This window comes from Pseudoduganella rhizocola, assembly GCF_045984285.3.
Lineage (GTDB): Bacteria > Pseudomonadota > Gammaproteobacteria > Burkholderiales > Burkholderiaceae_D > Rugamonas.
In genome coordinates this window covers 137,612-154,684 of record NZ_JBJQIK030000011.1, presented here as the reverse complement: position 1 = coordinate 154,684, position 17,073 = coordinate 137,612, and the positions used below count along the sequence as shown (strand labels likewise).

Here is a 17,073-nt window from a genome sequence, read left to right as displayed (position 1 = left end):
AGTGGTCCGGCCATGATCTCCGTCCCACCAGCCGCTCCTGCCGACACTCCTGCCGCAGACGGCCGCGTCCTGCTCGATGCCACTTTGTTAAAACAGCTGCGCAAGCGGCGCGGCCTGAGCCAGGAGGCGCTGGCCGAGCTGTGCTTCAGCCAGCAGCTGTGCGTGTCGGTGGCCTCCATCAAGCGCGCCGAAACAGGCAATGTGGTGCTGTACCGCACCGCACGCCACCTGGCCCAGGTCTATGGCGTATCGATCGAACAGCTGCTCGGCCAGTCCAGTTTCGACAAGGTGCCGGTGCCGGCTGCCGTGCTGCCGCCGGCCCTGTCCAGCCAGCTGAGCGCGCTGCAGCCGCCTGCCGATGACATCCTGCGCTATGTGATCCTGCTGCACATCGATCTGGCCGCCGCTCTGCCGGAAGGCGAAGCGCTGCTGCGGGAAGCGGGCAACCTCGTGCTGCAATTCGGCGGGCGGCTGGAAGCGCCTGAAGGCGCCGGCCTGCGCGCCGTCTTCGGCCTGCCGCAAGCCTACCGTTCGGATGCCGAACGCTGCATGCGCTGCGCCATCGAACTCAATCGCCTGCTGCTGACGCACGGCCTGCGCGGCATGGCGATCCGCCTCGTGCGCTGGCAGAACGGCCAGGTCCTGCCCTCGCGCGACGCGCTGCCTGACCTGCGCGCCAATGCTCCGGCGCCCGGCGTGCAGCCGATCCGGCTGCCGCTCTATGTCGCAAACAACCTGCTGCCGCACCTGAAGGACCGCTTCCTGTTCGACAGCAATGCGCTGCCCGGCTATGCCGCCTTCCAGCGCGTGGCCGCAGGCGAGACGGGCGAACTGCAGGCACTGATCGGCCGCTATGCGGAAACGCGCCAGTTCAAGGCCGTTGCCGAATCCATGCTGGAAGCGCAGGGCGGGCATATCGTCTACCTGCGCGCCATGGCGGGCGTGGGCAAGAGCCGCCTGGCGCAGGAATTCGCCGACATTGCACGGCAGGACAGCATTGCCTGCCATGTGTGCGATGTGCTCGATGCGGGCGGCGAAAGCTGGCGCGCGCCGCTGGAGCAGCTGGCGCGCAGCCTGTTCGCCATCGATGCGCAAAGCGCGGTGCCGGCGGAACAGCAGATCGACCAGACTGTGGCCCGCCTGCACCTGCCTGCCGATTCCGCCATGTTCTACCGCACGCTGTGCGGGGCGCCGCTGCGCGATTCGCAGGCGCCGGTATTCGCGGCCATGAGCCATGAGGTGCGCGAACGGGGCTTCGCCAACGCGCTGCAAGCGCTGATCGTGCGCCTGGCGCTGAATGCGCCGCTGATGATCACCGTGGAAGACGTGCATTGGGCCGGACAGCAGATGCTCGATGCGCTGGCCGCCCTGCTGGCCGGAACGCGCGATGCGCCGGTGCTCTGGGTACTGACCTCGCGCGTCGACGACGACCCGCTGGAGCAGTCGCTGCGCCCGCAGCTCTACGACATGGCGCTGACGGTGCTCGACCTGGGCCCCATGAGCCCGCGCGAAGCGGCCGCCCTGGCCGACCAGTTCGGCGATGTGGATGCCGCCTACCGCCGCCAGTGCGTGGAACGGGCGCAGGGCAATCCCCTCTTCCTCACGCAGCTGCTGGCCAGTCCCGAGCACCTGCTGCCGGACAGCCTGCGGCACGTGATCCAGACCCGCATCGACAGCCTGCCGCCGGACCAGGCGGCCGCCTTGCGCATGGCCTCCGTATTCGGCAACCGCTTCGAACTGGCGCTGCTGCGCGAAGCGCTGGAGCAGCCGGATTACGAAGTGGCTGCGGGAGGCCGCAACAGCCTGCTGCGCCCTGCCGGCAAGGACAGCTATGCTTTCGTGCACGACCTTGTCATGCACTGCATCTATGACAGCATTGAGGCAGGCGCGCTGCGCGGCATGCATGCGAAGGTGGCGGAAATCTTCCGCGGGCGCGACGCCGCGCAATGCGCCCACCACCTCTACCGAGCGAAGGACAGCGGCGCGCTGGAGATGATGCTTGCAGCGATTCGCGCCAAGCTCGACGCGCATGAATACGAGGCCGCACTGAACCTCACGGCGGAATGCAACCGCGCCGATTCCACTAGCTTCAGCAGCTTCCCCCTGGCCCTGCTGCGCGCCCACGCCGCGGCGGGCATGGGCAGCATGGCGAACGCACGCCAGTACTACCAGCACGCCATGATGCTGGCCGGCCAGCCGTCGGACAAGATCGAGGCCGTGATCGGCCTGGCCACCACGCTGAACATCCTGGAAGAGCTGGCCGAGGAAGAGCGCCTGCTGGACGAAACGATACCGCTGGCCATGTCCATCGGCGCTGACTCGGCGCTGGGCAAGCTGCTCTACCTCAAGGGGAATATCTATTTCCCGCGCGGGAATTACGGCGAATGCCGCCGCTTCCACGAAGACGCCGCGCGCTACGCCCAGGCCAGCGACATGGCGGAAACGCAGGCGCGTGCGCTGAGCGGCGTTGGCGATTCGTATTACGCCCAAGGCCATATGCGCAAGGCGCACCAGCTGTTCAGCGAATGCCTTTCCATGTGCTCGCAGCACAGCTACCTGCACATCGAAGCCTCGAACCGCTCTGCGCTTGGCTCCACCCGCATCTATCTCGGCGAATCGGCCGGTGCGGTGGAGGACGCGCTGGCCTCGGCCGACATTGCGCACAAGGTGGGCAACCGCCGCGCCGAAACCTTTGCGCGCATGACCGCCGGCTGGGCCCTGGTGGCCAGCGGCGAGCTGCAGCGCGCGCACGAAGAAGTGCAGACCGGCCTTGAGCTGGCGCGCTCGCTGGGCAGTTCGCGTTTCGAAACCTTCCTGCGCGAGAGTGAAGCGCGCCTCGCCTGGCTGAATGGCGACCACGCCGATGCCGAGCGCAAGATGCGCGCGATTGCGGAAGACGTGGAACGGCACCAGCTGCAGAATTTCATCGGTCCATGGGTGATGGGCACACTGGCCCTGTTCGCGGGCGACGCTGCCACCCGCAAGCGCGCATTGCTCAAGGGCGCCTCCTACCTCACGCGCGACTGCCTCGCGCACAACAGCTTCCGCTTCTACCTGAATGCCGCCGAAGTGGCGCTGCTGGACGGCGATGCCGTCTCCGCGGGCTTCTATGCCGAGCAGCTGGAAGCCAGCGCCGCTTCCGAGCCCTGCACCTGGATCGGCCACCACGTCGCCATGATCCGCGCCTACACGGAATGGACTGCGTCGCCGAACGAGGAAGTGCGCGAGCGCTTCGCCGCCCTGCGCGCGGATGCGCAGCGCTACGGCTTCACCGAAGCTGCGCCGCGCCTCGCGCGCGCCATGCTGGCGGTTTCAGGCTGAGCGCCTCAGCACCACGAGCAGGCCGTTCACGTCCCTGCCGGCATCCTGCCGCAGCACGCTGGTTTCCATTGCAGCGATGCTGAAACCGTGCCGCGATGCTTCCGCCTCCACATAGCCGCGCGCATGTGCATAGCGGCCTGAGTCCTGCAGCGTGAAACCCTGCGCTTCGGCCGAGTCCTCAACCGAGAAGGCCAGCACGCCGCCCGGCCGCAGTGCGGCATGCGCCGCCTGCAGCACCGGCGCGAGATCGCCGAGGTAGACCATCACGTCGGCGGCGGCCAGCAACTCATAGCCCGCCGGCCGGGTGCGCAGCAGGGCTGTCAGCTCGCCGCAATACAGCGCGTCGTACAGGTCCAGTTCGCGCGCCTTGTCCAGCATGCGCGGCGACAGGTCCACGCCCTCCAGCCTTGCCGCGAGAGGCCGCAGCAGCGGTGCGCAAAGGCCGGTGCCGCAGCCCAGGTCCAGCACATCGAGGCCATGCGCCTGCGGCAGGTGCGCGCGCAGTGCGTCCACCAGCAAGCCGGGTGTGCGGTAATGCAGCACCTGCTGCAGGTGATGGTCGAATTGGGCCGCGTACTGGTCGAACAGCGTGGCCACGTAAGCGCCGGGCGCCGCACCGGGCGCATCCTGTACGCCAAGCGTTGCCAGCATATAGCCGACCGTCGCCGCATCGGCGCCGAGTGTGCGGGCATGCCCGTAGGCCTCGGCCGCAGCTTCGCGCTTGCCCTGCGCGCGCAGCACATTCGCAAGGCCCAGTTGCGCGCGTGCGTAGGCCGGCCGTACCGCCAGCGCGTTGCGGTAGCTTTCTGCCGCGGCCTCCAGTTCCTGTGCACGCATCAGCACCGCTGCGCGGCCGCACCAGGCCTCCGCGTAATCGGGACGCCGCTGCAAGGCGCGGTCGAAACCCTCCAGCGCCGACTCTGCGTCGCCGCGCGCTGCGAGCGATACGGCGGCGCCATGCAAGGCCTCCGGCCAGGTGGAACGCAGGCTCAGGGCCGCGCCGAAAGCATCGAGGGCTTCCTCATGGCGCGCCAGCTGCTGCAGCACGAGGGCGCGGTTCAGGTGCGGCTCCGGGTAGTCCGTCTTCTTGCGCAGGGCCGCCGCATAGCTCTCCAGCGCTTCATCGAAACGGCCGAGCTTACGCAGTGCGTTGCCCCGGTTGCAAAGCGCCATCGCATAATCGGGCTGCAGTGCGATGGCGCGCTCATAGGCATCCAGCGCCTGTTCGTGGCGCTGCAAGTCCTGCAGCGCGGCGCCGAGGTTGCACAGCATGATGGCCTTGTCGCCCGCCCGCTCCAGCGCAGCGCCGATCAGTTCCACCGCCTGTTCCGCATCGCCGCGCTGGCGCGCGAGCACGCCGCTCAGGTGCAGCGCTTCGGGATGATCGGGCTCGTGCTGCAGCACGGCCGCATACAGCTGGCCGGCCTTCGCCAGCTCGCCGCGCTGGTGCAGCGCGACCGCCTGCTGCAGGGCGGCGGAAGTTGAGAATGTCATGGCCGTATTACATCACAAGAGGTCAAACGCCTGTCATATTCGCGCGCCAGAATAGGACTTCTCTGGAGGCGCGAGCCTTCACTACCGGCGCCGGCGGTCGGGAAATATACCGGCACCAGTTACTTGTATTCGAGTGCCTGCACAAAGAGCCCCAGCACGCGGTTGTCGGCGCTCAGGCCCAGTTGCTGCGGCGATACCGCGTCGGGCAGGGCGAGCTGCATCACGATTTCGCCCGGCATGCTTGCGCCGGCCGGCAGCGATATGGTTTGCGTATCCGCACCGAAGACGAACTCCTGCGGCGGCTGCCCTTGCACGGTCAATATCGCACGCTGGCGCCCATGGAATGCCGACGCTGCTATCTCCACGCGGCCCTCCGCTTTGTCACGCGCCGCCAGCGCGCATCTGAGCGATGCCTGCCGTCCCTCAGTCCAGGTGCCGTTCGCCTCGCGTGCGCTGAATCCCTGCAATATGCAGGGGAAGACCCTGTTGGCTTGTGTGAACGCGATGCGGTCCATACCGGCCGCGCGTTTCAGCAGGCACGCGCCATCCAGTGCCACCATGCCGCCGAATGGCGTGCCTTTTCTGCATTCTGGCGCGTGGTCGAGCGCACCGCCTTGCGCTGTAAGGATCGCGCCAACGGCCGGCCAGTCAACAAGGGCGCGCTGGAACAGGAGGCTCGCCGCATTGGCGTTCTCCATCCGTGGAATGTGCAGGTGCGCGATCGACATCATGTATTCGGTCAGCGCGGTGCCATCGGCCGCTTCGATAACATAGCTGAATTTTCCGGGTGCAGCCTTGGCCTGTGCGCGCAATCCCATCACGCTCCGTTCAAGCTCCTCCAGTTTGCGCATATCGAACACCGGAGCCGGTGCGGCAACCGCACAGACCGCCACCACGGTCAGGAAGGCCGGCAGTACGGCAAGCAGGCGCGTCTCTTTTGCACACTCGCTGCGGTAGACCAGCATTGCCGGGATCAGCGACAGGGCGGCCAGGGCGGCCGTATCCAGTGCAAAGGCATATTTGCGCATCGCATATTCCGAGCCGAAACCCAGCACGAGCGCCACCGCTTGCAACAGGCACAGGCCCGACACCGCAAGGCCGTAGGCGCCAATGTATTTGACGACCATCAGCCGCTCATCGTGCCGGCGCCGCGCCCAGAACACCATCTGGGCCGCCGACACTGCCGCCATCGCCGCACTGAAACACAGCAGCGTCTTTGTGTTATCCAGGTAAGGCAGCACCATGCCGCCGTTCTGGGTGCTGATTTCGCTCATGGCGCGGAAAGCCGGATGACTGAGCACCGCGGCCAGCGCCGCAAGGCAGGAGGCCGCTGCAATCGCCGTTGCCGCCGCAGGCCGGCCGCGCTTCGCGCGCCACAGCACCAGCAGCTCCATTGCGAGCGCCAGGCCGCCCGTCAGCAGCAACACCAGCGCGGGCAGGAGATGCACGCCGGTCAGCAGCCAGGCGCCAGGCGCCAGCAGTGCGCAACGCAGCCAGAAAGGCGCTCCCCTCTTCTCAAGGTGGAAAGCGAGCAGCACCCCGCACAGGCAAAGCGCCTGCCCGGCCAGTTGCGCATAGAAGAAATTGCCGATCAGCTCATCGCCGTGCAGCGGCATGTGCAAGAGATAATGGTTGATGGCCAGCAGCGCTGTCCACGCGAGCGCAGCGGCCAGCGCCATCCGCTGTGGCAAGCCGCCAAGCAGACTGGCGAAGGCGGCCCACAGCAGCACCAGGCTCGCCACAGCCACGGTCTGCATCCCGGCCAGCGGCGAGCCCGTGATACGGCCTGCGGCCGCCGCAAACTGGTGCGACAGCCGGGGGTAGCTGTTCATCTCGGCCAGGCTGGGATCGAAAGCAAATGCGGCGTGGCCATGCTCCATCAGTCTCGCCACCAGCGCGTAGTGATGCGCGAGGTCGACCGAACCGCTCCACACCTTATCGGCGAAGATGAACGTCAGCACGGCGACGGTGAGGAGCAGTATCGCCGGACGAAGCAGTCCGGCATTGAACGCAAAGAGGTGTCTCTTCATCTCGATAAAGAAAAGGCGCAGCCCCGCATTATATAGGCCGCGCCCGCCGCCCCTGTGCCGGGCTCAAACCATGCTCAGGCGAACTTGCTGAAGTCCGGTTTGCGTTTTTCGAAGAAGGCGGTAAAGGCTTCTTTCGCTTCCGGCGCCTGCAGCATCTCGGAGAACAGGGTGCTCTCGGTGGCGATGGCGTTGTTCAGCGATTCGGTGCGGCCGGATTTCATCAGGCGCTTGGTGACGCGGATCGAGGCGGGCGGCAATGCGGCCAGCTTGGCTGCCTGCGCTTGCGCGTGGCCGATCACTTCCGCCGGCGGCAGCACTTTCGAAATGATGCCCATGTCGTAGGCTTCCTGCGCGCTGAAGGCTTCGCCCAGCATCAGCTTTTCGGCTGCGCGCGCATGGCCTGCGTTCAGCGGCAGCAGCATGCTGGAGCCGAATTCCGGGCACAGGCCGAGCTGCGTGAACGGCACGGAGAATTTGGCGCTGTCCGCTGCGTACACCAGGTCACAGTGCATCAGCAGCGTGGTGCCGATACCGATGGCGTAGCCGCCCACCGCTGCCACCACCGGCTTGGTGGCGCCGCCAAGGGCGCGCATGAACTTGAACACCGGACGCTCGCCGCCATCGGCCGTGCCGGAATTCTTCAGGAAGTCTTCCAGGTCGTTCCCCGCAGTGAACAGCTCGGGCTTGCCCTGGATGAGGATCACGCGCACGGCGGGATCAGCTTCCGCGTCGAAGATGGCGTTCGCCATCACGTCGTACATCACGGTAGTGATCGAGTTCTTGCGTTCCGGGCGGTTGAATTCCAGCGTGAGGATGCCGTTGGATTTGGTGATGAGGATGTCCATTTGTCTCTCCAGATATGTGAAGGGCGCCGGGGATGCGAATCCGCGGCGCCCTTTGTTATCGCTTCAGCGCGTAGTTTACACGCGTTCGATGATGCCTGCGGCGCCCATGCCGGCGCCCACGCACATCGTGACCATGCCGTATTTCAGGTTGTTGCGGCGCAGTGCGTGCACCACGGTCGCGGCGCGGATCGCACCGGTGGCGCCCAGCGGGTGGCCGAGGGCGATAGCGCCGCCCATCGGGTTCACCTTGCTGGTGTCCAGGTTCAGGTCGCGGATCACGGCCAGCGCCTGTGCGGCGAAGGCTTCGTTCAGTTCGATCCAGTCCAGCTGGTCCTGGGTGATGCCTGCAGCCTGCAGCGCTGCCGGAATGGCGAACTTCGGACCGATGCCCATGATTTCAGGCGGCACGCCGCGCACGGCGAAGGAAGAGAACTTGGCCAGCGGGGTCAGGTTGTGTTCCTTCAGGATCTTCTCGCTCACCACGATCAGCGCACCGGCGCCGTCGGACATCTGCGAGGAGGTCGCGGCGGTGACGGAGCCCTTGGCGGCGAAGACCGGCTTCAGCTTGGCCATCGATTCCATCGACGCGTCGGCGCGCGGGCCTTCGTCCAGGTCCACGGTGCGCTTCGATACCTTGATCTCGCCGGTGGACAGGTCCGGCGTGCGGGTGGTGATTTCAACCGGGGTGATCTCGTCCTTGAACTGGCCGGCTTGCTGCGCGGCGATGGCGCGGCGGTGCGATTCCAGGCCGAAGGCATCCTGGTCTTCGCGCGATACTTTCCACTGCTGCGCCACTTTCTCGGCGGTCAGGCCCATGCCGTAGGCCAGGCCCACGGATTCGTCCTTGAACACGTCCATATTGATCGACGGGTGGTGGCCCATCATCGGCACCATGGACATGGATTCCACGCCGCCCGCGATCATCACGTCGGCTTCGCCCACGCGGATGCGGTCGGCTGCCATCGCCAGCGCGGTGATGCCCGACGCGCAGTAGCGGTTCACGGTCACGCCGCCCACGGTGTTCGGCAGGCCTGCCAGCACCACGGAGTTACGCGCCACGTTGAAGCCCTGTTCAGCCTCCGGGAAGGAGCAGCCGATGATTGCATCGACGATCAGTTTCGGATCCAGGTTCGGCACGGCGGCCATGGCGCCCTGGATGGCTTTCACCAGCAGGTCGTCCGGACGGGTCTTGTTGAAGAAGCCGCGTGGCGCCTTGCCGATCGGGGTACGGGTTGCGGCGACGATGTATGCGTCTTGAAGTTGTTTGCTCATTTTGTGCTCTCGTATATTGGGTCGATACCGTTCGAAACTGTCCTGTTCAGCGCCGCGGAGAGAGATACCAGTCCACCTGCACCTGCGCTGCCAGCGTTCCCTGCGCGTCGAACACATCGACTTCGACAGGGAAAGCAATCTTGCCTTCCGCCTTCAGTTGCGCCTTCAACGCATCCAGGTCGCCCGGCACGCGGCCGCTGGCGCGGGTGGCGCCCTTGGCCAGCTTCTGGTACTGGATGCGCGACTCCTTCGCCACCGGACGCAGGTCCACGATCATGTCCGCGAAACCGCCGGCCATGGCAGCGCCGGAGGCGGTTTCCGCCAGCGTGAACAGCGCGCCGGCATGCTGCGTGCCGAGATGGTTGTGCAGCTTCGGATCGTCCGGCAGCGACACCTCGGAGGTGCCGGCGCCGATGCTGTCGATGCGGATACCGAGCAGCCTCACGAAAGGCAGGGTATCCATCATCTGCTGCTTGATCCGTTCATACACCATGCTCGGTCTCACTCGAAGAAGAACTTTGAAGGCCAGCGCCAGGACAGACATGGGCTGTCTTAGTTGCGCACCGGCTTACCGGTTTGCAGCATGCCCATGATCCGTTCCTGCGATTTCGGATTGTTCAGCAGCTCCAGGAAAGCCTTGCGTTCCATGTCCAGCAGCCATTGCTCGCTGACCACGCTGCCCTGGTCGATATCGCCGCCGCTTACGATCTCGGCGATCATGTCGCCCAGCTTGTAGTCGTGGGCGGAGATGAAGCCGCCGTCGCGCATATTCACCAGCTGGCCGCGGATGGTCGCCCAGCCGTAGCGGCCCGTCACCGGCACCGGACGCTGGATCGGCGCGCGGTAGCCTGCGTCGAACATCGCGCGGGCTTCCACTTTCGCCACGTGCAGCAGTTCATACGGGTTGAACACGATTACGTCGTCTTCCTTCAGGTAGCCCATGGCGCGCGCTTCCAGCGCCGATTTGGCGACGTTGGCGGTAGCGGCATTGGTGAAGCCCACTTTCAGGAACTGCAGGATGTCGTTGCCCTTGGCTTCCTTGGCGGCGCGCACCGCCGCTTCCTTCAGGCCGCCGCCTGCAGGAATCAGGCCAACGCCCACTTCCACCAGGCCGATATACGATTCCAGCGCGGCGACGCGCTTCGAGGCGTGCAGCGCCATTTCGCAGCCGCCGCCCAGCGCCAGGCCTGCCACGGCAGCCACCACCGGCACGTTCGAATACTTCATCGCCATGAAGGTGTTCTGCAGTTCGCGGATGATCGGATCGACCGCTTTCGCGCCGCCGGCCATGAAGGCAGGCAGTGCGGACTGCAGGTCGGCGCCGGCCGAGAAGGCGCCGCCTTCGGCTGCGTCGGTATTCCAGATCACCAGGCCCTTGTAGCCTTTTTCGGCTTCGGCCAGGCCGCGCTGCAGGCCCTTGATCACGCCGTCGCCGATCACGTGCATCTTGGTCTTGAGCGAGATCACCAGCACTTCGTCGCCGGAGTGCCACAGGCGCACGGAGTCGTCTTCGAAGACGGTGGTGCCTGCGGTCTTCGCATCGGCGCCGCCGCTGCCGATGACCGGCGCGCGGAATTCCTGGCGCTTGTACACCGGCAGGTCGGAGCGCGGCACATAGGTCTTGCTGCTGGCGGACCAGGAGCCTTCAGGGGTGTGGACGCCCTTCTCGGCAACCGGGCCTTCGAACACCCATGCCGGCAGCGGCGCATTGGTCAGCGCCTTGCCTGCGTCGATGTCTTCCTTCACCCACTGCGCGATCTGGGTCCAGCCTGCGGCTTGCCAGGTCTCGAACGGGCCCACGCTCCAGCCGAAGCCCCAGCGCATGGCGAAGTCCACATCGCGCGCGTTGTCGGCGATGGTGTCCAGGTGGTAGGCGATGTAGTGGAAAGCGTCGCGGAAGATCGCCCACAGGAACTGGCCTTGCGGGTTGGTCGATTCGCGCAGCGCCTTGAATTTCTTGACCGGGTCTTTCTCTTTCAGGATACGGCCGATGATGTCCGCAGCCTTGGCGCCGCCGGCAACGTATTCGCCGGTGGCGAAGTCCAGGCGCATGATGTCCTTGCCGACCTTCTTGTAGAAGCCCGCGCCGGTCTTCTGGCCCAGCGCGCCTTTCTCGATAAGCTTCGCCAGCACTTCAGGGGTCTTGTAGACGCTGAAGAATGGATCGTCGGCCAGGTTGTCCTGCATGGTCTTGATCACGTGGCCCATCGTGTCCAGGCCCACCACGTCCGCAGTGCGGAAGGTGCCGGACTTGGCGCGGCCAAGCTTCGCGCCGGTCAGGTCGTCCACCACGTCCACGGACAGGCCGAACTGCGCGGCTTCATGGATGGTGGCCAGCATGCCGAAGATGCCCACGCGGTTGGCGATGAAGTTCGGCGTATCTTTCGCGCGCACCACACCTTTGCCCAGCACGGAGGTGAGGAAGGTTTCCAGCTGGTCCAGGATCTCAGGCTTGGTGGCCGGGGTCGGGATCAGTTCCACCAGGTGCATATAGCGCGGCGGGTTGAAGAAGTGCACGCCGCAAAAGCGCGATTTCAGGTCGGCGTCGAAGCCTTCGGCCAGCTTGTTGATCGGCAGGCCCGAGGTGTTGGACGCGAAGATGGCGTTCTGGCCGATGTGCGGCGACACCTTCTTGTACAGGTCATGCTTCCAGTCCATGCGCTCGGCGATGGCTTCGATGATCAGGTCGCAGCCGGCCAGCAGGTCCAGGTTGTCTTCGTAGTTCGCAACCTGGATCAGCTCAGCGTCCGCCTTGTCGCCCAGCGGCGCAGGCGACAGCTTCTTCAGGCCTTCGATGGCTTTGAGGACGATGCCGTTCTTGGGCGTGCCCTCTTTTCCAGGCAGGTCGAACAGCACGACCGGCACTTTGGCGTTCACGCAATGGGCGGCGATCTGCGCGCCCATCACGCCCGCGCCCAGCACGGCGACTTTCTTCACGGTGAAATTGCTCATGTTTTCCTCTATCTCTTAGAACAGGTCAGCTTCCAGCGCCATCAGCGAAGCGGCGCCCGAACGGGCCTGGCGAATCAGCATTGCGGTTTCAGGCTGCAGGCGTGCGAAGTAGAAGCGCGCGGTGGCCAGCTTGGCTTTGTAGAAGTTGTCGCCGGAGTCCTGCTTTTCCAGTGCGATCTTCGCCATCTGCGCGAAGAAGTAGCTGTACACCAGGTGGCCGACAACGCGCAGGTAAGGCACGGCGGCAGCGCCTACCTCGTCCTGGTTCTGGAAGGCTTTCATGCCGATTTCCATGGTCAGCTTGCCCACCTTGTCGCCCAGGTCGCCCAGCGGGGTGATGAACTCGGACATCGCTTCATCGGTGCCGTGTTCTTCCACGAAGGCCTTGATCTTCTCGCCGAAGGCGCGCAGCTTGGCGCCGTTGTCCATCAGGATCTTGCGGCCCAGCAGGTCCAGCGACTGCACGGTGTTGGTGCCTTCGTAGATCATGTTGATGCGCGCGTCGCGTACATACTGCTCCATGCCCCACTCGGAGATGTAGCCGTGGCCGCCGAATACCTGCATCGCTTCCGAGGTAGCGACCCAGCCGTTATCGGTGATGAAGGCCTTGACGATAGGCGTCAGCAGCGCGACTTCGTCAGCGGCTTCCTTGCGCACTTCTTCGTCCGGGTGATTCAGTTCGCGGTCGATCTGCAGCGCGACGTAGGAGGTAAATGCGCGGCCGCCTTCAGCGTAGGCCTTCGCGGTCAGCAGCATGCGGCGCACGTCCGGGTGCACGATGATCGGGTCGGCTGGCTTGTCCGGCGCCTTCACGCCGGACAGGGAACGCATCTGCAGGCGGTCTTTCGCGTAGGCCAGCGCGTTCTGGTAAGCCACTTCGGTCAGGCCCAGCGACTGCATGCCAACGCCCAGGCGCGCCGCGTTCATGAACACGAACATCGCGTTCAGGCCCTTGTTCGGCTGGCCGATGATCCAGCCCTTGGCGCCGTCCAGGTTCATCTGGCAGGTGGAGTTGCCGTGGATGCCCATCTTCTCTTCGATGGCGCCGCAGAAGATCGGGTTGCGCTCGCCGACGGAACCGTCAGCGTTCGGCAGGAATTTCGGCACGAGGAACAGCGAGATGCCTTTCGAGCCTTCCGGTGCATCCGGCACACGGGCCAGCACCAGGTGCAGGATGTTCTCGGACATATCGTGCTCGCCGGCCGAGATGAAGATCTTGGCGCCGGTGATGGTCCAGGAACCGTCGTCGTTCGGAACGGCCTTGGTGCGCAGCAGGCCCAGGTCGGTGCCGCAGTGCGGTTCGGTCAGGCACATGGTGCCGGTCCACTCGCCGGACACCAGCTTCGGCAGGTAGGTTTTTTTCTGTTCGTCGGTGCCGTGCTCCTTCAGGCACTCGTAGGCGCCGTGCGACAGGCCGGGATACATGGTCCAGGCCTGGTTCGAGGAGTTCAACATCTCGTAGAAGGAATTGTTCAGCACCACAGGCAGGCCCTGGCCGCCGTATTCCGGGTCGCAGGCCAGCGCCGCCCAGCCGCCTTCCACGTACTGCTTGTAGGCTTCCTTGTAGCCTTTGGGCGTGGTCACGGTCTTGGACGCGGCATCGTGGTGGCAGCCTTCGCGGTCGCCGGAATGGTTCAGCGGGAACAGGACTTCGGAAGTGAACTTCGCGCCCTCTTCCAGCACGGCGTTGATGATATCGGCATCGGTCTCAGCGTGAGCCGGCAGTTCCTTGAGCTGCTCTTCCACTTTCAGGAACTCGTGCAGAATGAACTGCATATCCCGGATTGGCGCGACGTATTGACCCATGTTTATCTCCTGACGAAACGTGATTTAAAGGCTGCGCGGATCGCGCGCAACATTAGGATTGGTAGTTCTCGATAAGACGGTTGAAGCCGACGCTGGCCCGCTCCACCGTGCCCGGAATGCGCAGGAAGCGCGCATCGTGGTGGACGGCGAGGATCAGGCCATACATCTCATACACCAGCTGCTCTGCATCGGTATCCGCTTTCAGGTGGCCGCAGTCGATGGCCTGCTGGGCCGCGCGCAGCAGCGCCTGCTGCCAGGCGCCCACCATGGCCACCAGCGCCTCGCGGATAGGACCGGGACGGTCGTCATACTCCACTGCGCCGCTGATATAGATACAACCCGACGCAATTTCGACCGTGACGCGGCTCACCCAGTGCGCAAACATGGCGCGCAGGCGCGGCAGGCCGCGTGGCTCCTTGATGCTGGGATAAAACACTTCCTGTTCGAAGCGGCGGTGGTACAGCTTCAGTACTTCCAGTTGCAAATCTTCACGCGAACCGAAGTGAGCGAATACGCCCGACTTGCTCATGTTCATTTTGTCCGCCAGCAGGCCGATGGTGAGGCCCTCCAGCCCGTCACGGCTGGCGAGTTCCAGAGCCACGTCCAGGATGGCGGCGCGGGTCATTTCGCCCTTGCGCATGAATTTTGTCGAAGTATTAATAAGAATGGCACCCACGTTAGAACCCATCTGGTAAAACAAGAAACTTATTCTCGCTCCACGGACCGGCTTCGTGTGAAAAAAAATTACGAACGCTCGTACTATTATCCAGAGCTGGATAAATGTCAAACGGGATTGTTAGAGCCGAGGTTCTATTGATGCGCCGCAACAATTTCTTAATCGGGGTCAGACCCGGATTAAGCAACTTTATTCGCCGGCGCGGTCGATGAGGCGGCGGTCGCGCTTGGTGGGGCGGCCTTTGATGTCGGTGCCGGGTTCGTGGAAGAACTTGCGGCGCTCGCGCTCTTTCTCACGGCGCGCAATCGAGGCTTCACTTTCTTCATAAAGGGTGCGGGCAATCGGCGCCGACTGGCGCTGGTCGCTGATGCCCACCACCAGCACTTCCCATTCGTCCGAGCCGTTGTCGATGTCCAGCCGCTCGCCCAGCTTGATGATGCGCGAAGGCTTGATGCGGTCGCCGCCGATCTTCACGCGGCCGTTGTCCACCGCGTCGATGGCCAGCTGGCGCGTCTTGAAGAAGCGCGCCGCCCACAGCCATTTGTCGATCCTGACGTTGTCTTTCAAGCGTATTTTCCTACTGCAAAAATGCGCATCAGCGTGCGATAGAAGAGATAGGCCACTTCATAGCCGATGCGGCGGAAGCGGCCGACGTGCTCATATTCATGCGGGCAGATCACCACGCCCTCGGCCACGGCCTGCTCGATATGCCGGCGCAGGCTGCGCGCAAAGGCGGCGTCCTTGATGACGACGTTCGCTTCCTGGTTCAAAAACAGACTCAGCCCATCCACATTGCTGGAGCCCACCGTGGCCCACTCATCATCGATCACGGCAACCTTCGCATGCAGCTGGGTCTTGTGATATTCCACCACTTTCACGCCGGAGGCAAGCAGCTTGGGATAGAAGGAGTGCGCCACCGCATCCTGCATCCAGTGCTCGCCCACGCCGATCAGCAGCACCACCTCTACGCCGCGCTGCGCCGTCTGCGACAGCGCGCGGCGGAATTTGCGGCCCGGTGCGAAATAGGGATTGGCGATCAGCACGCTTTTGCGCGCATGGCCCAGCGCCTTCAGGTAGGCGCGCTGGATGGTCATGCGGTTGCGCAGGTTGTCGCGCACCACAAAGCCGGCCTGCACCGCCGCGTCGTGCGTGATCTTGTCCACCTTGCGCATGTCGCGGAACAGGCCGATGCGCTTGGCGACCGACATCTTCCCCAGCCGCAGCCATTGCGTGCAGGCTTCCTTGTGGATGGCCGCCACCAGCGGGCCGCGCACTGCGACCGCAAAGTCCCAGCGCGGCGCGTCCAGCGGCACGTTGTGGTCGTAATCGCAGAACATATCGTCGTTGATATTGATGCCGCCGACGAATGCCACCGACCGGTCCACCACGCAGATCTTGCGGTGCGTGCGCGTCACGCCCCGCAGGAACCACGGATTGAAAATACGGTGCTCGACACCTGCTTCGAGCAATTGCGCATGCATGCGGTTCACCCGGCCGCGGCCGGTGCCGAACCAGTCGGTGATCATGCGCACCGTAACGCCCCTCTTTGCCGCCTCCATCAGTGCCTTGAGCACGCGCTGGCCGGTTTCATCGTCCGCGAAGATATAGGTCTCGAAGTACACGTCGTACTGCGCGGCGTCGATGGCTTCCACCAGTGCGGGAAAGTAGTCGGTACCGCAGTGCAGGAGCTTGACTTCGTTATCGGCGATGAAATCGACAGGACGCATTTCGCTAGAGCTTGAGGTTTGCCACAATCGGCGCATGGTCGGACAGCCTGGCCCACATTTGGCCATGCAGGACCTCGGCAGATTCTACCTTGAAGCCACGCACATAGATGCGATCGAGACGGAAGAAGGGCAAGGCGGATGGGAAGGTGCGGGCTGGACGGACCGCCGCCTGCTTCCGGGCCAGGGTACGGACCAGGTCGCCCAGGCTGGAGCCGGAGCCGATCTCGTCAAACACCTCAACCACTCCCAGCGCCTTGCGCAGTTTGGCGCTCAGGGTATTGCGCCAGTCGTTAAAGTCGCCGGCGATAATCACCGGCTCGTTGTTCGGGGCGGACAGGTTCACCGCGTCGATCAGCGCCTCCACCTGGCGCACCCGGCTTTTCTCGAACAGGCCGAGGTGGATCACGTAGCAGTGCACGATGCCTTTCGGCGTTTCGACGATGGAGTGCAGGATGCCGCGCGCCTCGTAGGCGTGGTCGGAGATGTCGGTGTTGGTCCACTTCTGGATGGGGAAGCGGGTCAGCAGTGCGTTGCCGTGGTGGCCGTGGTCGTATTGCGCATTCAGGCCATACACGGACTGGTGCGATTCACCTGCGAAAAATTCATGCTGCGCGTTCTGTGGCCAGTGGCGGTGCCCATGCCGCTCCTCGCCGTAGCGCGCCGCAATGCGGTCGTGCTGGCCCTGCACCTCCTGCAGGAAGATCAAATCGGCCTCGAAGGCCATAATCGCCTGCTTGAGCGCGTGCACCCGCGGATGGCTGCGGTAGGACACGCCCTTGTGGATGTTATAGGTGGCAACACGAATCTTCATGGAATTATTGTAGCGCCAAGCCACTTCATACGCCTTTCAATTGCGCAGCCCCAAAAACCTCTTGCTGGATGGCATTGTTCTTCAATAAACTCATGTAACCAAAAGACAACAGTTACTTGCAACTTGCATGAAACCCCGA

Annotated in this window: 12 protein-coding genes; 1 reads left to right on the top strand and 11 read right to left on the bottom strand. The window is 64.3% G+C overall.

What is annotated here, in order from left to right; all coding sequences use genetic code 11:
* Positions 1–12 precede the first annotated feature (12 nt).
* Positions 13–3,321 carry an ATP-binding protein gene (locus ACJRPG_RS21340; protein WP_408002112.1) on the top strand — a complete coding sequence of 1,103 codons (3,309 nt, stop codon included), beginning with the start codon at positions 13–15 and terminating at the stop codon, positions 3,319–3,321.
* Here ACJRPG_RS21340 and ACJRPG_RS21335 read toward each other — a convergent pair.
* The 11 genes from ACJRPG_RS21335 to ACJRPG_RS21285 form a co-directional block, all read right to left on the bottom strand.
* On the bottom strand, positions 3,313–4,815 hold the full coding sequence (locus tag ACJRPG_RS21335; protein ID WP_408002111.1) for a tetratricopeptide repeat protein: 1,503 nt from the start codon (positions 4,813–4,815) through the stop codon (positions 3,313–3,315). The two genes, ACJRPG_RS21340 and ACJRPG_RS21335, sit on opposite strands and share 9 nt — an antisense overlap.
* 119 nt (positions 4,816–4,934) lie before the next feature.
* Positions 4,935–6,845, bottom strand: a complete 1,911-nt coding sequence (locus tag ACJRPG_RS21330) for a hypothetical protein (protein WP_408002110.1) — start codon at positions 6,843–6,845, stop codon at positions 4,935–4,937.
* Between the two features lie 74 nt (positions 6,846–6,919).
* A complete protein-coding gene (locus ACJRPG_RS21325) occupies positions 6,920–7,690 on the bottom strand; it encodes an enoyl-CoA hydratase (protein WP_408002109.1) in 771 nt (256 codons plus the stop codon).
* 75 nt (positions 7,691–7,765) lie between these two features.
* A complete protein-coding gene (locus ACJRPG_RS21320) occupies positions 7,766–8,962 on the bottom strand; it encodes an acetyl-CoA C-acyltransferase (protein ID WP_408002108.1) in 1,197 nt (398 codons plus the stop codon).
* Positions 8,963–9,008: 46 nt separating this feature from the next.
* On the bottom strand, positions 9,009–9,455 hold the full coding sequence (locus ACJRPG_RS21315) for a PaaI family thioesterase (RefSeq protein ID WP_408002107.1): 447 nt from the start codon (positions 9,453–9,455) through the stop codon (positions 9,009–9,011).
* A gap of 59 nt (positions 9,456–9,514) precedes the next feature.
* Complete coding sequence (locus tag ACJRPG_RS21310; RefSeq protein WP_408002106.1) at positions 9,515–11,914, bottom strand: 3-hydroxyacyl-CoA dehydrogenase/enoyl-CoA hydratase family protein; 2,400 nt, start codon at positions 11,912–11,914, stop codon at positions 9,515–9,517.
* 15 nt (positions 11,915–11,929) lie between these two features.
* On the bottom strand, positions 11,930–13,720 hold the full coding sequence (locus tag ACJRPG_RS21305; RefSeq protein ID WP_408002105.1) for an acyl-CoA dehydrogenase C-terminal domain-containing protein: 1,791 nt from the start codon (positions 13,718–13,720) through the stop codon (positions 11,930–11,932).
* Positions 13,721–13,772: 52 nt separating this feature from the next.
* The gene (locus ACJRPG_RS21300) at positions 13,773–14,360 is read right to left on the bottom strand and encodes a TetR/AcrR family transcriptional regulator (protein ID WP_408002104.1); all 588 of its coding nucleotides are present in this window, start codon (positions 14,358–14,360) and stop codon (positions 13,773–13,775) included.
* 225 nt (positions 14,361–14,585) lie between these two features.
* The gene (locus ACJRPG_RS21295) at positions 14,586–14,963 is read right to left on the bottom strand and encodes an Hsp15 family ribosome-associated heat shock protein (RefSeq protein WP_408002103.1); all 378 of its coding nucleotides are present in this window, start codon (positions 14,961–14,963) and stop codon (positions 14,586–14,588) included.
* Complete coding sequence (gene clsB / locus ACJRPG_RS21290) at positions 14,960–16,123, bottom strand: cardiolipin synthase ClsB (RefSeq protein ID WP_408002102.1); 1,164 nt, start codon at positions 16,121–16,123, stop codon at positions 14,960–14,962. The genes ACJRPG_RS21295 and clsB overlap by 4 nt, the downstream gene beginning before the upstream one ends.
* Before the next feature lie 4 nt (positions 16,124–16,127).
* The gene (locus tag ACJRPG_RS21285) at positions 16,128–16,934 is read right to left on the bottom strand and encodes an endonuclease/exonuclease/phosphatase family protein (protein ID WP_408002101.1); all 807 of its coding nucleotides are present in this window, start codon (positions 16,932–16,934) and stop codon (positions 16,128–16,130) included.
* Positions 16,935–17,073 lie beyond the last annotated feature (139 nt).

Coding starts and splice junctions, on each gene's coding strand:
- ACJRPG_RS21340 (WP_408002112.1), top strand. CDS start 13: ATGATCTCCGTCCCACCAGCCGCTCCTGCCGACACTCCTGCCGCAGAC.
- ACJRPG_RS21335 (WP_408002111.1), bottom strand. CDS start 4,815: ATGACATTCTCAACTTCCGCCGCCCTGCAGCAGGCGGTCGCGCTGCAC.
- ACJRPG_RS21330 (WP_408002110.1), bottom strand. CDS start 6,845: ATGAAGAGACACCTCTTTGCGTTCAATGCCGGACTGCTTCGTCCGGCG.
- ACJRPG_RS21325 (WP_408002109.1), bottom strand. CDS start 7,690: ATGGACATCCTCATCACCAAATCCAACGGCATCCTCACGCTGGAATTC.
- ACJRPG_RS21320 (WP_408002108.1), bottom strand. CDS start 8,962: ATGAGCAAACAACTTCAAGACGCATACATCGTCGCCGCAACCCGTACC.
- ACJRPG_RS21315 (WP_408002107.1), bottom strand. CDS start 9,455: ATGGTGTATGAACGGATCAAGCAGCAGATGATGGATACCCTGCCTTTC.
- ACJRPG_RS21310 (WP_408002106.1), bottom strand. CDS start 11,914: ATGAGCAATTTCACCGTGAAGAAAGTCGCCGTGCTGGGCGCGGGCGTG.
- ACJRPG_RS21305 (WP_408002105.1), bottom strand. CDS start 13,720: ATGGGTCAATACGTCGCGCCAATCCGGGATATGCAGTTCATTCTGCAC.
- ACJRPG_RS21300 (WP_408002104.1), bottom strand. CDS start 14,360: ATGCGCAAGGGCGAAATGACCCGCGCCGCCATCCTGGACGTGGCTCTG.
- clsB (WP_408002102.1), bottom strand. CDS start 16,123: ATGCGTCCTGTCGATTTCATCGCCGATAACGAAGTCAAGCTCCTGCAC.
- ACJRPG_RS21285 (WP_408002101.1), bottom strand. CDS start 16,934: ATGAAGATTCGTGTTGCCACCTATAACATCCACAAGGGCGTGTCCTAC.